The organism is Streptomyces griseocarneus (assembly GCF_014655595.1).
Classification (GTDB): Bacteria; Actinomycetota; Actinomycetes; order Streptomycetales; family Streptomycetaceae; genus Streptomyces; species Streptomyces griseocarneus.
Genome location: NZ_BNBL01000016.1, coordinates 117,007 through 134,275, shown reverse-complemented (window position 1 = coordinate 134,275; position 17,269 = coordinate 117,007). Strand labels below are relative to the sequence as shown.

Below are 17,269 nucleotides of genomic sequence, written 5' to 3'. Positions count from 1 at the left end.
CCAGCGCCAGCGCCATCGCGATCATGATGCGCTGCCGCATGCCGCCCGAGAACTGGTGCGGATAGTCGTTGACGCGCTCCTTGGCCGCCGGGATGCGCACCCGGTCCATCAGGTCGATGGCCTTGGCCTTGGCCTCCTTCTTGGAGAGGCCCTGGTGCACGCGGTACATCTCGCCGAGCTGGTAGCCGACGCTGAGCACCGGGTTCAGCGAGGACAGCGCGTCCTGGAAGATCATGGCGATCTTGCTGCCACGGATCTTCCGGCGCTCCTCGCCGGACATCTTGAGCATGTCCTGGCCGCGGAAGAGGATCTCGCCCTGCGGGATCTTCCCCGGCGGCATGTCGAGGATGCCCATGATGGCCTGCGCGGTCACGGACTTGCCGGAACCGGACTCGCCCAGCACGGCGAGGGTCTCGCCGGAGCTGACGGAGTAGTTGACGCCGTTGACGGCCTTGGCCACGCCGTCGCGGGTGTGGAACTCCACGTGCAGGTCGCGGACTTCCAGCAGGGGTGCAGTGTCGTCGCCGGCCCTCGGCTCGGGGACGTTCGCGGTCTTCTCCATGGTGGTCACGTACGCCTCCCTCAGCGCAGCTTGGGGTCGAGGGCGTCGCGCACCGCGTCGCCGAGCAGGATGAACGCGAGCACGGTGAGGCTCAGGAACGTGGCCGGGACGAGCAGGACGTGCGGGGCGTCACGCAGCTGGCTCTGGGCGGCGGAGATGTCCACACCCCAGGAGACCACGGGGTCCTGGAGGCCGATGCCCAGGTACGACAGGGTGGCCTCGGTGGAGATGTAGCCGCCGAGCGCGATGGTGGCGACGACGATCACCGGACCGAGGACGTTCGGCAGGATGTGCCGGAAGAGGATCCGGCCGGTGCCGGCGCCCAGGGCGCGGGCCGCCGTCACGAAGTCCGCCTGCTTCTGCGTGATGACCGCACCGCGCATGACGCGGGCGATCTGCATCCAGCCGAAGGTGGCGAGGCCGAGCGTCACGGTCCACACCGTGCGGTGGGTGAACGCCTGAAGCAGCGTCAGACCACCGAGCAGCAGCGGGATGCCGAAGAAGATGTCGGTGACGCGCGAGAGGACGCCGTCGACCCAGCCGCCGAAGTAGCCGGCGAGCATGCCCACCAGACCACCGAAGACGGTGACCGCGATCGTCACGCAGACGCCGACGATGATCGAGGCGCGGGCGCCGTGGACCGTACGGGCGTAGACGCTCTGGCCCTGGCCGTTGTAACCGAACCAGTCGCCCTGGAAGAAGTGGGACCAGTTCGGCGGGGCCAGGTAGTGGCCGCGAAGGTCCGCCTGGCGCGGGTCGACGTCGGTGAACAGCGTCGGGAACGCCGCCATGACGACGAAGAGGATCAGCAGCACGCCGGACGCCCAGAACAGCCAGCTGCCGCGCAGCTCGCGCCACGCGTCCTGACCGAGGGAGCGGGGCTTGCTGCCGCTTTCCTTCTTGTCCGCCAACGAGGCGAGTTCGGCGACAGCAGCGACATCGGTGAGCGAGGCGTCCACGCTCACACTGGCGGAGGCCACCTGCTGGGGCTTGTTCTCAGGCATAACGGATCCTCGGGTCCAGGACGGCGTACAGCAGATCGACGACCAGGCTGCTCACGAGGTAGACGAGAACGAGCACGGTCACGATGCCCACCACGGTGGGGCCTTCACTGGTCTGGATGGACCGGAAGAGCGTGTTGCCCACGCCCTGGATGTTGAAGATGCCCTCGGTGACGATGGCGCCGCCCATCAGCATGCCGAGGTCGGTGCCGAGGAACGTGACGACAGGAATGAGGGAGTTGCGCATCAGGTGCACCCCGATGACCCGCTTGCGCGGCAGGCCCTTGGCCACGGCGGTGCGCATGTAGTCGGCGCGGAGGTTCTCCCCCACCGTGGTGCGCGTGAGCCGGGTGACGTACGCCAGCGAGAGCGCGGCGAGCACGATGGCCGGGATCATCAACTGCCCGAGGTTCATGGAGTCCTGGACGGTCGGTGTGATGACCTTCCACTTCAGACCCAGCAGGAACTGCGTGACGTAGCCGATGACGAAGACCGGGATCGAGATCACGACCAGGGTGAGCACGAGCACGATCTGGTCGAGGAACTTGCCGCGCTTCAGGCCGGTGAGGACACCGAGGGCGACGCCCACGACGACCTCGAAGGCGAAGGCGAGCAGGGCCAGCCGGATGGTCACCGGGAAGGCCTCGGCCATCAGGTCGGCGACCGGGCGGCCGGTGAAGCTCTGCCCGAAGTCACCCTTGAAGAGGCCGGAGAGGTAGTTCCAGTACTGCTCGAGCAACGGCTTGTCGAGGCCGTACTGGTGGCGCAGTCTCTCGACTGTCGCCGGGTCGGCCGCCTTGGGGCCGAAGAGCGATTTGACGGGGTCGCCCGGCAGCGAATACACCATCAAGAAAATGAGCAAAGTGGTCCCGATGAAGACCGGGATCATCTGGAGCAGTCGCCTCGCGACAAAGCGCCCCATGGTTCCTCCTGTCGCCGACGGGGCCCGGCAGCCGCCCCCGTGTTCCTGTGGGAGGAGGGCGGCCGCCGGGCCTTACGTCACTGCAAGCGTGTCCCGGTTACTTCTTGACCTCGACGTCGGTCCAGATCGCCTGGCGGAAGGAGTCGAACTTCACGTTCTGCACCTTCTTGGAGTAGCCGGCGAGCGTGTGGTCGAAGAACAGCGGGATGGAGGGCATGCTCTCCTGCAGGATCTTCTTCTCGGCCTCGGCGTAGAGCTTGTTCGACTCCTCGATGGTCTTGGCCGCGTCGGCCTTGTCCATCAGCTCGTCGACATCCTTGTTGCTGAACTCCATGTCATTGGCACCGGCCTTGGTCCGGTACTGCGCGGAGATGAAGTTCTGGATGTTCGGGAAGTCCTGCACCCAGGCCATGCGGAAGGCGCTCTTCATGTGGCGCTCGGTGATGTCCGTGCGGGCCTGCTGGAAGGTCGGCTTCGGGTCGGTCACGCACTCGACGCCGCCGTTCTGACGGATGTCGTTGCAGACCGCGTCCGCCCACTCCTTGTTGGCGCCATCGGCGTTGTAGGTGAGGGTGATCTTGTTGCCCGGAACGCCGCCACCCTCCTTGATGAACTCCTTGGCCTTGGTGGGGTTGAACTTGCAGAACTCACCACAGGAGTTGGCCTGGTAGCCCTCGACGACCTTCGGGGTGATGCCGTCGGCCGCGTCCTTGCTGCCCTTGAGCGCGGTCTTGGCGATGGTCTCGCGGTCGATCGCCATGGACAGGCCCTGACGGACCTTGACCTTCTCCGGCTTGCCCCAGTCGCCCTCGTACAGCGGGAAGGAGATGTTGGTGTTGCCACCGAACATCTGGCTGATGGCGCGCTTGCCCAGGTCGTTCTTGAACTGGCCCGCCATGGAGTTGGGCACCTGGTACATGATGTCGAGCTTGTCGGAGACGAGGTCGTTGTAGGCCGCGTCGTCCTTGTTGTAGAACTTGAAGATGACGCCGCCGTTCTTCGGCTTGTCGTCACCCTTGTAGTCGGCGAACTTCTTGGTCTTGAACTCGACCTTGTGCTGCCAGTCCCCGTCCATCTGGTACGGGCCGTTGCCGATCGGGTGCTCGCCGAACGCCTTGGTGTCCTTGTAGAACGCCTTGGGCAGCGGGGAGAAGGCGTCGTAGAAGAGCTGCTCCTTGAAGGTGGAGACAGGCTTCGTCAGCTCGATGGTGAACTCGAGGTCGTTGACGACCTTCAGGCCCTCCAGCTTGTCGGCCTTCGGGTCGCCCTTCTCCGGGTGGACGTCCGCGTAGCCCTTGATCGGCTCGAACCAGGAGGCGTTCAGCTGGGCGTTCTTGCCGTTGGACGCCCAGTTCCACGCGTCGACGAAGGACGCGGCGGTCTGCGGCTCGCCGTTGTGGAACTTCCAGCCCGGCTTCAGCTTGACGGTGAAGTGCTGGTTGTCCGACGTCTCGATGCTCTGGGCCGCCTCCATGCGCAGCTTGGACTTCTCGTCGAAGCCCACCAGGCTGCGGAAGAGGTTCTTGACGATGTAACCGCCGCCGACCTCATTGGTGTTGCTCGGGATGATCGGGTTCTGCGGCTCGACGTTGTAGTACGTGTAGGTGCCGTCGGGGTTGACAGCAGCGTTGTCGTCCCCGCTGTCACTTCCACCGCCACCACAGGCCGTAGCTGTCAACGCAACGGCAATGGCTCCCGCGACCCAGGTAGCGCTCTTGGCACCGCGCATGGGAATGCCCTCCTCATGAGTCCACTATCACTACAAGATGAGGCGCCGGCCCCACGCTGACACCCCTGACAGCGGAGACGGAACCGGCACCTCGAGTGTGCTCGTGAGTCGGCGCTCCCCACAGCGCGTGACCCATTGACCCGAGCTCAGTGAACCCAACTATTGGGTACGACCGCCCTTTAAACCACACTTATAGGGTCTCGCTTTGGTCACATCGATCACCTCGTGAGGTTCGAAATCCGGACAAACGCAGCGCAGACAGACACCCACGAAACGGACTGTTAACACGACATCCGGTGCACTGAGCGCGTTATCCGGACACGGGAACGCCGAAGGCCCGGCACCCCGCGTGCTGCGGGGTGCCGGGCCTTCGCCGGAAAGACTTAGCGCTTGGCCGGAACAGGTCAGCGCTTGGCGCGCGAAGCCGTGCGGCCGCGCTCCTTCTGGTCCAGGACGACCTTGCGGATGCGGACCGCCTCCGGGGTCACCTCGACGCACTCGTCGTCGCGGCAGAACTCCAGGGACTGCTCCAGCGACAGCTTGCGCGGCGGGACGATCGCCTCGAAGGAGTCGGCGGAGGAGGAGCGCATGTTGGTGAGCTTCTTCTCCTTGGTGATGTTGACGTCCATGTCGTCGGCGCGGGAGTTCTCGCCGACGATCATGCCCTCGTACACCTCGGTGCCCGGGTCGGTGAACAGCACGCCGCGCTCCTGGAGGTTCGTCATCGCGAAGGCGGTGACGGCACCGGCGCGGTCGGCGACCAGCGAACCGTTGTTGCGGGTCTTCAGCTCACCGAACCACGGCTCGTGGCCCTCGTGGATGGAGTGGGCGATGCCGGTGCCGCGGGTGTTCGTCAGGAACTCCGTGCGGAAGCCGATCAGACCGCGGGACGGGACGACGAACTCCATGCGGACCCAGCCGGAGCCGTGGTTGGACATGTTGTCCATGCGGCCCTTGCGGGTGCCCATGAGCTGCGTGACCGCGCCCATGTGCTCCTCGGGGACGTCGACCGTGAGGCGCTCGACCGGCTCGTGGACCTTGCCGTCGACCTCCTTGGTGACGACCTGGGGCTTGCCGATGGTCATCTCGAAGCCCTCGCGGCGCATCTGCTCGACCAGGATGGCCAGCGCCAGCTCGCCACGGCCCTGGACCTCCCAGGCGTCGGGGCGCTCGGTGTCCAGGACGCGGAGCGAGACGTTACCGATGAGCTCGCGGTCCAGGCGGTCCTTGACCTGGCGGGCGGTGACCTTGCGGTCCTTGACCGCGGACTTGGCGTCCGCGCCCTTGCCCGTGCCGCCGCGGCCGACCAGCGGCGAGGTGTTGGTGCCGATGGTCATGGAGATCGCGGGCTCGTCGACCGTGATCAGGGGCAGCGCGACCGGGTTCTCCGGGTCGGCCAGGGTCTCGCCGATCATGATGTCGGGGATACCGGCGACCGCGCAGATGTCACCGGGGCCGGCCACCTCGGCGGGCTTGCGGGTGAGCGCCTCGGTCATCATCAGCTCGGTGATGCGGACGTTGGAGACGGTGCCGTCACGCTTGATCCACGCGACCGTCTGGCCCTTGCGCAGCTCGCCCTGCTCGACGCGGAGCAGCGCGATGCGGCCGAGGAAGTTGTCGGCGTCGAGGTTGGTGACGTGGGCCTGGAGCGGCGCGTCCTCCTCGAACGTCGGGGCCGGGACGTGCTCCAGGATGGTGGAGAAGAACGGCTCCAGGTTGGTGCTGTCCGCGGGGACGGTGCCGTCCTCCGGCTTGGTCAGCGAGGCGACGCCGTCACGGCCGCAGGCGTAGACGATCGGGAACTCGATCTGGTCCTCGTCCGCGTCCAGGTCCAGGAAGAGGTCGTACGTCTCGTTGACGACCTCGTCGATGCGGGAGTCCGGGCGGTCCGTCTTGTTGATGCACAGGATGACCGGCATCCGCTTGGCGAGCGCCTTGCGCAGCACGAAACGGGTCTGGGGCAGCGGACCCTCGGAGGCGTCCACCAGCAGCACGACCGCGTCCACCATCGACAGACCGCGCTCGACCTCGCCACCGAAGTCGGCGTGGCCGGGGGTGTCGATGATGTTGATCGTGATCGGGTCCCCGCCGTCCTTGGGGTGGTACTTCACCGCCGTGTTCTTGGCGAGGATCGTGATGCCCTTCTCACGCTCCAGGTCGTTCGAGTCCATGACCCGGTCGTCGACGGAGTCGAGCTGGTGGGCGGCGAAGGCGCCGGCCTGCTTGAGCATGGCGTCGACGATGGTCGTCTTGCCGTGGTCGACGTGGGCGACGATGGCGACGTTACGAATGTCGTGGCGCGTGGGCATACTTGCGGCGCTTCTCCCGGAATCGTGGATGGCGGCGCGTACGGTCCGGCACGCGCGCCCTGCCGGGCAGAATCACGCCGCGGCCTCTTCCATGGTACGGGGCGCGGCCGCATTCGGCCGCCCAGGGCCGTATGCACCCCCTGTGACCTGCGGTTATACCCTCAATGATCAGGGGCTTCAGCGCAGGAAACCCAGGTCCTGGTAGCGCGGGGTCGCCAGTCCGAAGGCGCCGGCGTTGGCCACCGTCTTCCGGATGCCCACCAGCTCCGGGCGCTGGTAGAGCGGGATGGCCGCGGCCACCGCCCAGATCCGGGCGTCGGCCCTGGCCATCAGGTCGCGGGACACCTCCGGGTCCAGCTCGCTCGAGGCCTGGTCGAACAGCCGGTCGATCTGGTCCGTGCCGACGCGGGTGTAGTTCTGCTCGACGATCAGCGAGCCGTCGGCCGCCGGCTGGGGCTTGGCGAAGATCGGCCGGGCGTCGGTGGCGGGGTAGGCGCCGGTGGGCCAGCCGTAGAGGGCCAGGTCGAAGTCGCCGGAGGCGATGTGGTCCTTGAAGAAGCTCGTGTCGTCGACCTTGACGATCTCCGTGCGGATGCCGATGGCGTCGAGCTGGCGGGCGATCCGCTCGCCCACGGCCCGCAGCGGCTCGCCCCCGGCGCCCTTGGGCAGGACGAAGCGCAGGACCAGCTTCTTGCCGTCCTTGTAGCGGGCCGGGGCGGCCACGGCCTTGCCGCCGGTGTCGCGGGCGCCCTTGCCGTCCACGCCGTCGAGCCCGTCGGGGTCCTCGTCGTCCGGCTCGGGGCTGTGCCCGGCCGGAGTCGTCCGGTCGGCCAGCGGGACGGCGGGCAGGCTGCCCACCGCCTTCTTCTGCGGGGCGGTGCCGTGCCCCTCCTTCCACCCGGCGTCCGCGAGCAGGGCCTGGGCGGCCTTGGGGTCGAGGGAGCCGAGGGCGGAGCTGGTGTCCGCGTAGCCCGGCTGCCCGGCCACCAGGACGTGGCTGCCGGGGGGCGCGACGGGCAGCCCCAGCGGCTTGAGCACGTACTCGGCGATGGCCTTGCGGTCCACGGCGCGGGCGATCGCCCGGCGGACGCGCTCGTCGGCGAGCGGGCCGGAGGCGCCGTTGAGGGCGAGCTGGGTGTAGGCGGGCTCCAGGGAGCGGCGGACGACCAGGCCGCGCAGGGCCGTCACATCGGCGGCGAGGGGCTTGTTGCCCTTGTTGCCGCCCTCGGCCGTGGCGCCGGGGCTGGGCTGGCGGCCCTTGCCGGATTCCTTCTTCCGCGCGGCGTTCGCCTTCGTGATGCGTTCGGCGGCGCCCGGGGTGATCTCGGCGAGGTCGAGCCCGCCGGACGCCAGCGCCTCGACGCGCTTCTCGCGCGGCACGGCCCGCAGCACCAGGCGGTCCAGCTTGGCCCGCTCGCCCCACCACCGGGGGTTGCGCACGAGGGTGAGCGTGCCCTGCTTGTCGTCGCGCGAGCCGACCTTGAAGGGGCCGGCGGCGAGCGGCGGCTGCTTGCGGGAGGCGTCGTTGAAGGCGCCGGCGGTGCCCATGACCGCCTTGGGGTAGAGCGGGGTGAACAGCGCGGCCCAGTCCGCGCAGTTCTTGGCGAAGGTGACCTTGACCTCCCGCTCGGTGGCCCCGCGCTCGACCCGGTCGATGCGGTCGTAGCCGGCGTGGTGCGCGGCCCAGAAGGCGCTGTCCTTGCCGCGCAGCGCCTTCCACTGGGCCTCGAAGTCGGCCGCGGTGAGGGCGGTGCCGTCGCTCCAGACGGCCTTGGGGTTGAGCTTGTAGACCACGACCTGGCGGGGCTCGCGCTGCTTGACCTCGGCGGACGCCAGGTAGTCGGGGTCGCGCTGCGGGCGGCCGCGGCGGTCCAGGGTGAACAGGGTGGGCAGCACGGCCCCCGCGACCCGGTGGGCGGCGGCGTCCGCGTCGGCCTGGAAGGTGTTGTAGGTGGCGGGCAGCGCGTCCACGCCCCAGTTCAGGGTGCCGCGGTCGGCGACCTTGGCGCGGGGGGCGACGGCGATGTCCTGGGCGACGGACGGGGCGTCGTCGTCATCGCCGGCGCCGCCGCCGGAGCTGCAGCCGGCCAGGACGGGCAGGGGCAGCAGCGACGCGGCCGTGACGAGGACGGCGAAGCGGCGGGTGCGCCGCGTGGGCATGGACGACATGGGTGCCACCTCCGCCGGGCGTCCGGCGCCCGTGCCGTGTGTGCTGCCTGTGTTGCCGCCCACTGAAAGCGAGAGCGCGTGCGAAGGCGTGCCGACACGTCGCCGTTCGCGGCCACGCCACCCACCTGGGGGAACGATCGGCGGCCGGCGGCGCCACGCGACCGCGTTCCCCCAAAGGCCTGATCCCGACGGCTATCTTCCCCTCGAGGGGTGTGACGCGCGACACTCTCTGTCGCATGACCGGGCGCCACCCGCAATCGCCGAAGCGGAAGGCCACATCATGTCCGTTGAAGATGAACTGACCACCATTCAGCGCTGTCTCGACGATATGGACCGCTCGATCCGCCGGCTGGAGCAGCGGCTGGGCAAGGGCGGCCTGGAGGTGCGGCGGGTCCGCACGGATGCCGGACACCTGCGCGAGAGCGTCGCCCTTCTGCGTGGCAACGGCGCGGCCCGGCCCGCCGACCAGTCCCGTCAGGCCATGGTGCTGGTCTCCGACGCCCCGTACGACGCCTCGCTGTGGAAGGACGCGGAGGACGAGGGCCTCGGCTCCCGCAGGCACGCCCCCTGACCGCTTCCCGGCAGCGGCGTTCCCCCTTCGTCCCACTCCTCACCGGAGTCCTTCTTGGCCACTGGAACCGAACCCGAGACCTCCGCGGCCGGGGATCCCGCCGCACGCGGCGTCCACCACGCCACGCGTGCCGCGATCCCGGCCCGCCACCTGCGCCGCGACCGCTGGTGGCTGCAGCCCGCCGCCACGGCGGCCGGCCTGCTGGCGTTCATCGTCTACTCCACCTGGCGCGCGTTCGCGGGCAGCGACTACTACGCCGCCCCCTACGTCTCGCCCTTCTACTCGCCCTGCCTCGCGGAGAACTGCGAGGCCATGCCCGCCGGCGCCGACTGGGAGATCGTCGGCTCGTGGTGGGGCCTGTCGCCCGCCCTGCTGGTGCTGATCTTCCCGCTGGGCTTCCGGCTGACCTGCTACTACTACCGCAAGGCCTACTACCGGGGCTTCTGGGCCTCGCCCCCGGCCTGCGCGGTGCCCGAGCCGCACGCGAAGTACACCGGCGAGAGCCGCTTCCCGCTGATCCTGCAGAACATCCACCGCTACTTCTTCTACTTCGCGGTGCTGGTCGCGGGCATCCTGACGTACGACGCGGCGCTGGGCTTCCGCGACGAGAACGGCGCGTGGGGCCACATGGGCCTGGGCACCCTGGTGCTGCTCGCCAACATCGCGCTGATCTGGGCGTACACCCTCTCCTGCCACTCCTGCCGGCACATCGTCGGCGGGCGGCTGCGCACCTTCTCCAAGCATCCGGTGCGCTACCGCATGTGGACGTGGGTGAGCGTCCTGAACGGCCGTCACATGCAGCTCGCCTGGGCGTCCCTGGTGAGCGTGGCGGTCGCCGATCTCTATGTCTACCTGGTCGCCAGTGGCGCCTTCGACGATCCGCGCTTCTTCTAGGAGGCCTACTGATGACACGGGTGGACCGGCAGGCCTGGGACGTGGTCGTGGTGGGCGCGGGGGGCGCCGGGCTGCGTGCCGCCATCGAGGCCCGCGAGCAGGGGCTGCGCTGCGCGGTGATCTGCAAGTCGCTGTTCGGCAAGGCGCACACGGTGATGGCGGAGGGCGGCATCGCCGCCTCCATGGGCAACGTCAACAGCAACGACGACTGGCAGGTGCACTTCCGCGACACCATGCGCGGGGGCAAGTTCCTCAACAACTGGCGGATGGCCGAGCTGCACGCGCAGGAGGCCCCCGACCGGGTGTGGGAGCTGGAGACCTGGGGCGCGGTCTTCGACCGCACGCCCGACGGGAGGATCTCGCAGCGCAACTTCGGCGGCCATGAGTACCCCCGCCTCGCGCACGTGGGCGACCGTACGGGCCTGGAGCTCATCCGCACCCTCCAGCAGAAGATCGTCTCGCTGCAGCAGGAGGACCGGCGGGAGTACGGCGACTACGAGGCACGGCTGAAGGTCTTCCAGGAGTGCACGGTCACCCGCGTGCTCAAGACGCGTTCCGGCAGCGGCTCCGCCGAGGGCGGCCGGGTCTCCGGCGTCTTCGGCTACGAGCGCGAGTCCGGGCGGTTCTTCGTCCTCGAGGCCCCGGCCGTGGTGCTGGCCACCGGCGGCATCGGCAAGTCGTTCAAGGTGACCTCGAACTCCTGGGAGTACACCGGCGACGGGCACGCGCTGGCGCTGCTGGCGGGGGCGCGGCTGATCAACATGGAGTTCGTGCAGTTCCACCCCACGGGCATGGTCTGGCCGCCGTCCGTCAAGGGCATCCTGGTCACCGAGTCCGTCCGCGGCGACGGCGGGGTGCTGCGCAACAGCGACGGCAAGCGGTTCATGTTCGACTACGTCCCGGACGTCTTCAAGGAGAAGTACGCGGAGTCCGAGGCCGAGGGCGACCGCTGGTACACCGACCCCGACAACAACCGCCGCCCGCCCGAGCTGCTCCCCCGCGACGAGGTGGCCCGCGCCATCAACGCCGAGGTCAAGGCCGGGCGGGGCTCCCCGCACGGCGGGGTGTTCCTGGACGTCTCCACCCGGATGTCCGCCGAGGCCATCCAGCGCAAGCTGCCCTCGATGCACCACCAGTTCAAGGAGCTGGCGGACGTCGACATCACGGCCGAGCCGATGGAGGTCGGCCCGACCTGCCACTACGTGATGGGCGGCGTCGAGGTCGAGCCGGACACGGCGGCGGCCGTCGGGGTGCCGGGGCTGTTCGCGGCGGGCGAGGTCGCGGGCGGCATGCACGGCTCCAACCGGCTGGGCGGCAACTCCCTCTCCGACCTGCTGGTCTTCGGCCGGCGCGCCGGGCTGCACGCGGCCCGCTACGCGGCCGCCTTCGCCACCGGCGCCGCGCCCGAGGTCTCGGGCGCTGACATCGAGCTGGCCGAGGCGGAGGCGCTGCGCCCGTTCGGGGCCGAGGCCGCCGGGAACGCGGCCGGGGGCGTGGCCGAGAACCCGTACACCCTGCACCAGGAGCTGCAGCAGACCATGGGCGACCTGGTCGGCATCATCCGCAGGGCGAGCGAGATGGAGGAGGCCCTGCACCGCCTGGCCGGGCTGCGCGCGCGGGCCCGGCGGGCGGGCGTGGAGGGGCACCGGCAGTTCAATCCCGGCTGGCACCTGGCCCTGGACCTGCGCAACATGCTGCTGGTCAGCGAGTGCGTGGCGCGGGCGGCCCTGGAGCGCGAGGAGAGCCGGGGCGGGCACACCCGCGACGACCACCCGGGGATGGACCGGCGCTGGCGGCGGGTCAACCTCGTCTGCCGGCTGGCCGACGAGTCCGCCGAGCCCGCCGCCGCCGACTCGGTCCTCGGGCTGATCCGGCTGGAGCGCCGGGAGATGCCGCCGATCCGGGGCGACCTGCTCGAGCTCTTCGAGAAGGAAGAGCTGAGGAAGTACCTGACCGACGAGGAGCTCACGTCATGAGTTATCAGGCCCGCTTCAAGGTGTGGCGGGGCGATGCGGACGGCGGCGGTCTCGTCGACTACGAGGTGACCGTCAACGAGGGCGAGGTCGTCCTCGACATCATCCACCGGCTGCAGGCCACGGCCGCGCCCGACATGGCCGTGCGCTGGAACTGCAAGGCGGGCAAGTGCGGCTCGTGCAGCGCGGAGATCAACGGCCGGCCGAGGCTGATGTGCATGACCCGGATGTCGGTCTTCGACCAGGCCGAGACGATCACGGTGACGCCGATGCGGGCGTTCCCGGTCGTGCGGGACCTGGTGACGGACGTGTCGTACAACTACGCCAAGGCCCGTGAGGTGCCGTCGTTCGTGCCGCCGGCGCACCTCAAGCCCGGCGAGTACCGGATGCACCAGGAGGACGTGGGCCGGGTCCAGGAGTTCCGCAAGTGCATCGAGTGCTTCCTGTGCCAGGACACCTGCCATGTGGTGCGTGACCACGAGGAGAACAAGACGGCCTTCTCCGGGCCGCGCTTCCTGATGCGCGTCGCCGAGCTGGACATGCACCCGCTGGACGCGGCCGCCGAGGAGGGCGTCGACCGGCGGCGCGGGGCCCGAGAGGACCACGGACTGGGGTACTGCAACATCACCAAGTGCTGCTCGGAGGTCTGCCCCGAACACATCAAGATCACCGACAACGCGCTGATCCCCCTGAAGGAACGGGTGGTCGACCGGTCCTACGATCCACTGGTCTGGCTGGGGAACAAGATCCGCCGCCGGGGCGCCGAACACGCTCCGTAGTAGCTCAGGCCCTCCCGGTAGCGGGTCGGCCATTCCGGTCATACGCTCCAAAACGTGACGCGGCTTTCGTGGCGGTACGGGCCGGGGGCGCGGAGCTGGGCTATGGTCAGCGCCTTCTTCGCGCTGTGCGCCCTGCTGCTTCCGGCCCCGCCCGCCGCCCGTGCCGACACCCCGCTGGACCTGGACCCCGCGAGCCGCGTCACCGACACGGTCGGCGCCCTCGGGCGCCGCCGCGGCCAGGTCGAGGCCGCACTCGACCGGCTCAACGCGGCCCACCACATCCAGCTCTACGTCACCTACGTCCACGACTTCTCCGGCCGCTCCGGCACCAAGTGGGCCGACGCCACCGCCGACCGCAACGGCCTCGGCCCCCAGGAGGTCCTGCTCGCCGTCGCCACCGGCCAGCGCATGTTCGCCGTCTCCGCCGACAAGGACTCCGGCCTGCGGGGGAACCAGCTCGCCCTCGTCGCCGCCACCGCCATCGCACCCGCCGTGCGGGAACACGACTGGGCCGGGGCCGCCATCGGCGCCGCCGACGGCTACACCGCCGTCCTGCGCGGCGAGCCCGTACGCCCGCCCGCCATCCGGCCCGGCACCCGCGACCCCGGCGGCGACGGGCTCGTCCCCGGCGAACGCGGCACCTGGATGCCGGTGGCCGGGGGCGCCGCGCTGTGCCTGGGCGGGCTCTACGCCTGCACCCGACGCGGCCGGGCGGCGCGCCGCCGCCGGGCCGGGGTCACCCGCGACCGCCCCGTCGTCGCCGCCACCACCGAACCCGGGCTCGCCCGCCTCGCCCAGCCCCTCACCCCGCTGCCGGAACTGGACGCCGAGGCGGCGCAGAACCTCGTCGCCACCGACGACGCGGTCCGCACCAGCGCCGAGGAGATGGTCTTCGCCACCACCCAACTGGGCGAGCGGGCCACCCGCCCCTTCGCCGAGGCCGTCGCCTACGCCAGGGGCGAGCTCGCCGACGCCTTCCGGCTGCGCCTGCGCCTGGACGAGGCGGGGCACGAGGACGACGACGTCCGGCGCCAGGTGCTCGACGAGATCTGCTCCCGCTGCACCAGCGCCAACCGCCGCCTGGACGCCGAGTCCGAGGCCTTCGACCACCTGCGCGGCCTGAAGGCCAACTCGGCCCTGATCCTCGAGCGCGCCGAGGCCGCGGCCCGCGCGCTCGCGCCGCGCGTCACCGCCGCCGAGGCCGCGCTCACCGCCCTCGCCCGGTGCCGCGCCGGGCCCGCCCTCGACCTCGTCGCCGACCACCCCGCCCGGGCCCGCGAGCGCCTCGCCTTCGCCGACGCCGCCCTCGCCGAGGCCCGCTCCGCGCTGCTCGTGGGCTCCCCCGCCCGGGCCGCGCTCTCCCTGCGCACGGCCGAGGTCGCCCTCTCCCAGGGCCGCGCCATCGCCTCGGCCGCGCTGCGCCGCGCGCACGCCCTGACCCGTACCGCGCCGCCCTGCCGGGCCGCCCGCGCGGTGCTCGCCGCGCGCGACGAGGTGGCCGCGGCCGAGGACTACATCGCCACCCACCGCGGCGCGGTCGGCTGCCCGGCCAGGACCCGCCTCGCGGCGGCCGGACGACAGCTCGGCGCGGCCACGACCCTCGCGGCGGCGCTGCGCGCCGGGGACCTGGCCAGGGCGGCGCGCGCCCTGGCCGAGCAGGACGTCGCCGGCGCCGCCGAGCTGGGCGGCGTCGTGCTGGCGGGGCTGCTGCCGGCCACGTTCGGCGGCGGGGGCACGCGGGCGCGGCTGACCGAGTGAAGCGGGCCCCCGAACGGTCTAGTAGAGACTCAGCAGGGCCTCCACCGCGTCCGGCGCCGGCGAACCCTCCTCCGGCAGGCCCAGCTCGAACCACACCGTCTTGCCGTGCGGGATGCGCCGGCTGCCCCAGGCCGCGCTGAGCAGGCCCACCAGCTGCAGGCCGCGGCCGCCCTCGTCGGTGTCGCGGGCCCGGCGGCGGCGCGGCTGGACGTGGCCGCCGTCCCAGACCTCGCAGACCAGGGTGCGGTCCAGCAGCAGGCGCAGCCGGATCTCGCCCTCGCCGTAGCGCAGCGCGTTGGTCACCAGCTCGCTGACCAGCAGTTCGGTGGTGTCGACCAGGTCGGTCATGCCCCAGCTCTCGAGCTGGTCGCGGGCCAGCTCCCGGGCCCGGGCGACCGAGCGCGGCTCGGGCGGCAGGGTCCAGTCGCCCACGCAGTCGTGGCGCAGGCCCCGCAGGCGGGCCATGAGGAGGGCGATGTCGTCCTCGCCGTGGTGGGTGTCCAGGGCGCCCAGGACGTGGTCGCAGACGTCCTCCAGGGGGCGCTCGGGGTCGGAGAGCGCCTCGCGGAAGGCCTGCAGGCCCTCGTCGAGGGGGTGGTCGCGGGACTCGACGAGACCGTCGGTGTAGAGGGCGAGCAGCGCGCCGTCGGGGAGCTCGATCTCGGTCTCCTCGAAGGGCTCGCCGCCCACGCCCAGCGGCATGCCGGGCGGCACCTCCAGCAGCACCGCCGGCTGGCCGGCCTCGACCAGGACCGGGGGCAGGTGCCCGGCGTTGGCGACCGTGCAGCGCCGGGTGACCGGGTCGTAGACGGCGTAGACGCAGGTGGCGAGGTAGACCTCGGAGAGGTCGGCCGGGCGGACGCTGCCGCGCACCCCGCGCGAGGCGGACTGCTTGCCGCCGGGGCGGCCCAGGCCGTGGGCGATCTCGTCGAGGGCGGAGAGCACCTCGGCGGGCTCGAGGTCGAGCATGGCCAGGGTGCGCACGGCGGTGCGCAGCTCGCCCATGGCGACGGCGGCGCGCAGGCCGCGGCCCATGACGTCGCCGACGACGAGGGCGGTGCGGTGCCCGGGCAGCTCGATCACGTCGAACCAGTCGCCGCCCACCTCGGTCGCCGCGTTCCCCGGCAGGTAGCGGCAGGCGATCTCGACGCCGGCGGCCTCCGGGTCGCCGGGGGGCAGCAGGCTGCGTTGCAGTATCAGGGCGCGCTCGTGCTCGCGGCGGTAGAGGCGGGCGTTGTCGATGCAGACGGCCGCGCGGGCGGCGAGCTCGACGGCCAGGGCGGTGTCACGTTCGCCGAAGGGCTCGCTGCCCTTGGTCCGGGAGAACTGCGCGAGGCCGACGACGGTGTCGCGGGCGACCATCGGCACGGCGAGGGTGGACTGCACGACGGCGCCCAGCTCGGCGTCGTCGCCCTCGCGGCCGGGGACGACCTGCACGTGGGCCGTGCGCAGGGCCTGGGCGCAGGGCGAGTGGAAGGCGTAGCGGTGCACCTCGCCGACCTGGATGGGCTTGGCGTCGGCCTCGTCGAGGGGCGCCCCGGACACCGCGCTGGAGTAGGCCACGCGGCGCAGCTCGGCGCTGCCGTCGGCGAGGCCGGGCGGGGCCTCGTCGCCGACGAGCAGGCCCTGGTAGAGGTCGACGGAGGCCAGGTCGCAGAACTGCGGGACGGCGACGTCCAGCAGCTCGCGCGCGGTGGTCTCCAGGTCGAGGGAGTTGCCGATGCGCGCGCCCGCCTCGTTGAGCAGCGCCAGGTTGCGGCGTACGCCGGCGGCCTCCCGCTCGGCGCGGCGCCGGCCGGTGACGTCGGTGGCGATGGCGGCGACCCCGATCGGCCGTCCGCTGCCGCTGTGCAGCCGGTACAGCGAAACCGACCAGCGGCGCCGCTCGCTGTGCCCGGGGACGGGGCCGACGAGCTGAATGTCGGCCATGGGCTTGCCCGTGTCGAGGACTTGGCGCAGCGCCGCCGTCAGCCGTTCGGCCTCGGTGCGGGGCAGGAAGTCGTGCGGGGTGCGGCCGCGGTGCCAGGAGGCGGGGCGGCCGAAAGTCTGGGCGAAACTCTCGTTGACGCGCAGCAGGGTGAGGTCGGTGCCGAAGAAGAAGAAGCCGAGCGGAGATTGGCCGAAAACGGCTTCCGACGCCGCGATGTCGGTCTCTATTCCCCGCAGGGCCCGGACGTCGACGGCCACGCAGAGCGCGGCGCGCTCGCCGTCGGCGTTCTCACTGGGCATCACATAGATCTCGGCGAGGCCCTGTTGGCGGTCGTTCCCCCGCTGGTACGGGACGAGCCCGGTCCAGGCCCGCCCGTCGAGGCCGCCCTCGGCGAGAAAGGGCGGGGCGGGGCGCGAGGGCCGCTCGTCGACGGGGGTGAACACCTCGAGGGGGTTCCTGCCGACGGCGTGCCGGGCCGCTATTCCGAAGAGTTCGGTCGCGCGCTCGCTCCACTGCTCGATCCGGCCGTCGGAGCCCAGGGAGAACGACGCCACGCGGATGTAGTCGTACAGCGACCCGGGCGGGCTGTTCTGCCACAGCGAAGTGGAGTCCGTACCCTCTGGCCTGCCCGCAGTACCCGCTGGCTTTTCGCTCACGTGCCCGTCCCCTCCG

General features: G+C 71.0%; 12 protein-coding genes. 5 read left to right on the top strand and 7 right to left on the bottom strand.

The window, feature by feature from the left end; genetic code table 11:
• The 6 genes from IE295_RS29965 to IE295_RS29940 all read right to left on the bottom strand — a co-directional run.
• Positions 1-571: ABC transporter ATP-binding protein (locus tag IE295_RS29965; RefSeq protein WP_190066907.1), on the bottom strand; the 571-nt coding region annotated here is incomplete at its 3' end.
• A gap of 11 nt (positions 572-582) precedes the next feature.
• Positions 583-1,566 carry an ABC transporter permease gene (locus tag IE295_RS29960; protein WP_190066906.1) on the bottom strand — a complete coding sequence of 328 codons (984 nt, stop codon included), beginning with the start codon at positions 1,564-1,566 and terminating at the stop codon, positions 583-585.
• Positions 1,559-2,485: an ABC transporter permease gene (locus IE295_RS29955; RefSeq protein ID WP_190066905.1), complete on the bottom strand. Its 927-nt coding sequence runs from the start codon at positions 2,483-2,485 to the stop codon at positions 1,559-1,561. Before IE295_RS29955 ends, IE295_RS29960 begins: the two co-directional genes overlap by 8 nt.
• Before the next feature lie 97 nt (positions 2,486-2,582).
• A complete protein-coding gene (locus IE295_RS29950) occupies positions 2,583-4,214 on the bottom strand; it encodes a peptide ABC transporter substrate-binding protein (RefSeq protein WP_190066904.1) in 1,632 nt (543 codons plus the stop codon).
• Between the two features lie 404 nt (positions 4,215-4,618).
• Positions 4,619-6,523: a translational GTPase TypA gene (gene typA / locus IE295_RS29945; protein ID WP_190066903.1), complete on the bottom strand. Its 1,905-nt coding sequence runs from the start codon at positions 6,521-6,523 to the stop codon at positions 4,619-4,621.
• Positions 6,524-6,700: 177 nt separating this feature from the next.
• Positions 6,701-8,692, bottom strand: a complete 1,992-nt coding sequence (locus IE295_RS29940) for an ABC transporter family substrate-binding protein (protein ID WP_372479488.1) — start codon at positions 8,690-8,692, stop codon at positions 6,701-6,703.
• Between the two features lie 280 nt (positions 8,693-8,972).
• Between IE295_RS29940 and IE295_RS29935 the strand changes: the two genes are divergently transcribed.
• From IE295_RS29935 to IE295_RS29915, 5 genes are all read left to right on the top strand, one after another.
• Positions 8,973-9,263, top strand: coding sequence for an Rv0250c family protein (locus tag IE295_RS29935; protein WP_190066902.1), 291 nt, complete (start codon positions 8,973-8,975; stop codon positions 9,261-9,263).
• Positions 9,264-9,317: 54 nt separating this feature from the next.
• On the top strand, positions 9,318-10,157 hold the full coding sequence (gene sdhC, locus IE295_RS29930; protein ID WP_190066901.1) for a succinate dehydrogenase subunit SdhC: 840 nt from the start codon (positions 9,318-9,320) through the stop codon (positions 10,155-10,157).
• A gap of 11 nt (positions 10,158-10,168) precedes the next feature.
• Positions 10,169-12,133, top strand: coding sequence for a fumarate reductase/succinate dehydrogenase flavoprotein subunit (locus IE295_RS29925; protein ID WP_190066900.1), 1,965 nt, complete (start codon positions 10,169-10,171; stop codon positions 12,131-12,133).
• Positions 12,130-12,909 (top strand): succinate dehydrogenase/fumarate reductase iron-sulfur subunit, encoded by a 780-nt coding sequence (locus IE295_RS29920; RefSeq protein ID WP_190066899.1) that lies wholly within the window; start codon positions 12,130-12,132, stop codon positions 12,907-12,909. Before IE295_RS29925 ends, IE295_RS29920 begins: the two co-directional genes overlap by 4 nt.
• Before the next feature lie 102 nt (positions 12,910-13,011).
• Complete coding sequence (locus IE295_RS29915) at positions 13,012-14,667, top strand: TPM domain-containing protein (protein ID WP_190066898.1); 1,656 nt, start codon at positions 13,012-13,014, stop codon at positions 14,665-14,667.
• An 18-nt stretch (positions 14,668-14,685) separates the two neighbouring features.
• On the opposite strand, the gene IE295_RS29910 is transcribed toward IE295_RS29915, so the two are convergent.
• Positions 14,686-17,253, bottom strand: a complete 2,568-nt coding sequence (locus tag IE295_RS29910; RefSeq protein WP_224323465.1) for a SpoIIE family protein phosphatase — start codon at positions 17,251-17,253, stop codon at positions 14,686-14,688.
• Positions 17,254-17,269 lie beyond the last annotated feature (16 nt).

What these genes read in the sequence shown, in the direction of transcription:
- typA (WP_190066903.1), bottom strand. Translation starts at nt 6,523, where the DNA reads ATGCCCACGCGCCACGACATTCGTAACGTCGCCATCGTCGCCCACGTC.
- IE295_RS29940 (WP_372479488.1), bottom strand. Translation starts at nt 8,692, where the DNA reads ATGTCGTCCATGCCCACGCGGCGCACCCGCCGCTTCGCCGTCCTCGTC.
- IE295_RS29935 (WP_190066902.1), top strand. Translation starts at nt 8,973, where the DNA reads ATGTCCGTTGAAGATGAACTGACCACCATTCAGCGCTGTCTCGACGAT.
- IE295_RS29950 (WP_190066904.1), bottom strand. Translation starts at nt 4,214, where the DNA reads ATGCGCGGTGCCAAGAGCGCTACCTGGGTCGCGGGAGCCATTGCCGTT.
- IE295_RS29955 (WP_190066905.1), bottom strand. Translation starts at nt 2,485, where the DNA reads ATGGGGCGCTTTGTCGCGAGGCGACTGCTCCAGATGATCCCGGTCTTC.
- IE295_RS29925 (WP_190066900.1), top strand. Translation starts at nt 10,169, where the DNA reads ATGACACGGGTGGACCGGCAGGCCTGGGACGTGGTCGTGGTGGGCGCG.
- IE295_RS29960 (WP_190066906.1), bottom strand. Translation starts at nt 1,566, where the DNA reads ATGCCTGAGAACAAGCCCCAGCAGGTGGCCTCCGCCAGTGTGAGCGTG.
- IE295_RS29915 (WP_190066898.1), top strand. Translation starts at nt 13,012, where the DNA reads ATGGTCAGCGCCTTCTTCGCGCTGTGCGCCCTGCTGCTTCCGGCCCCG.
- IE295_RS29920 (WP_190066899.1), top strand. Translation starts at nt 12,130, where the DNA reads ATGAGTTATCAGGCCCGCTTCAAGGTGTGGCGGGGCGATGCGGACGGC.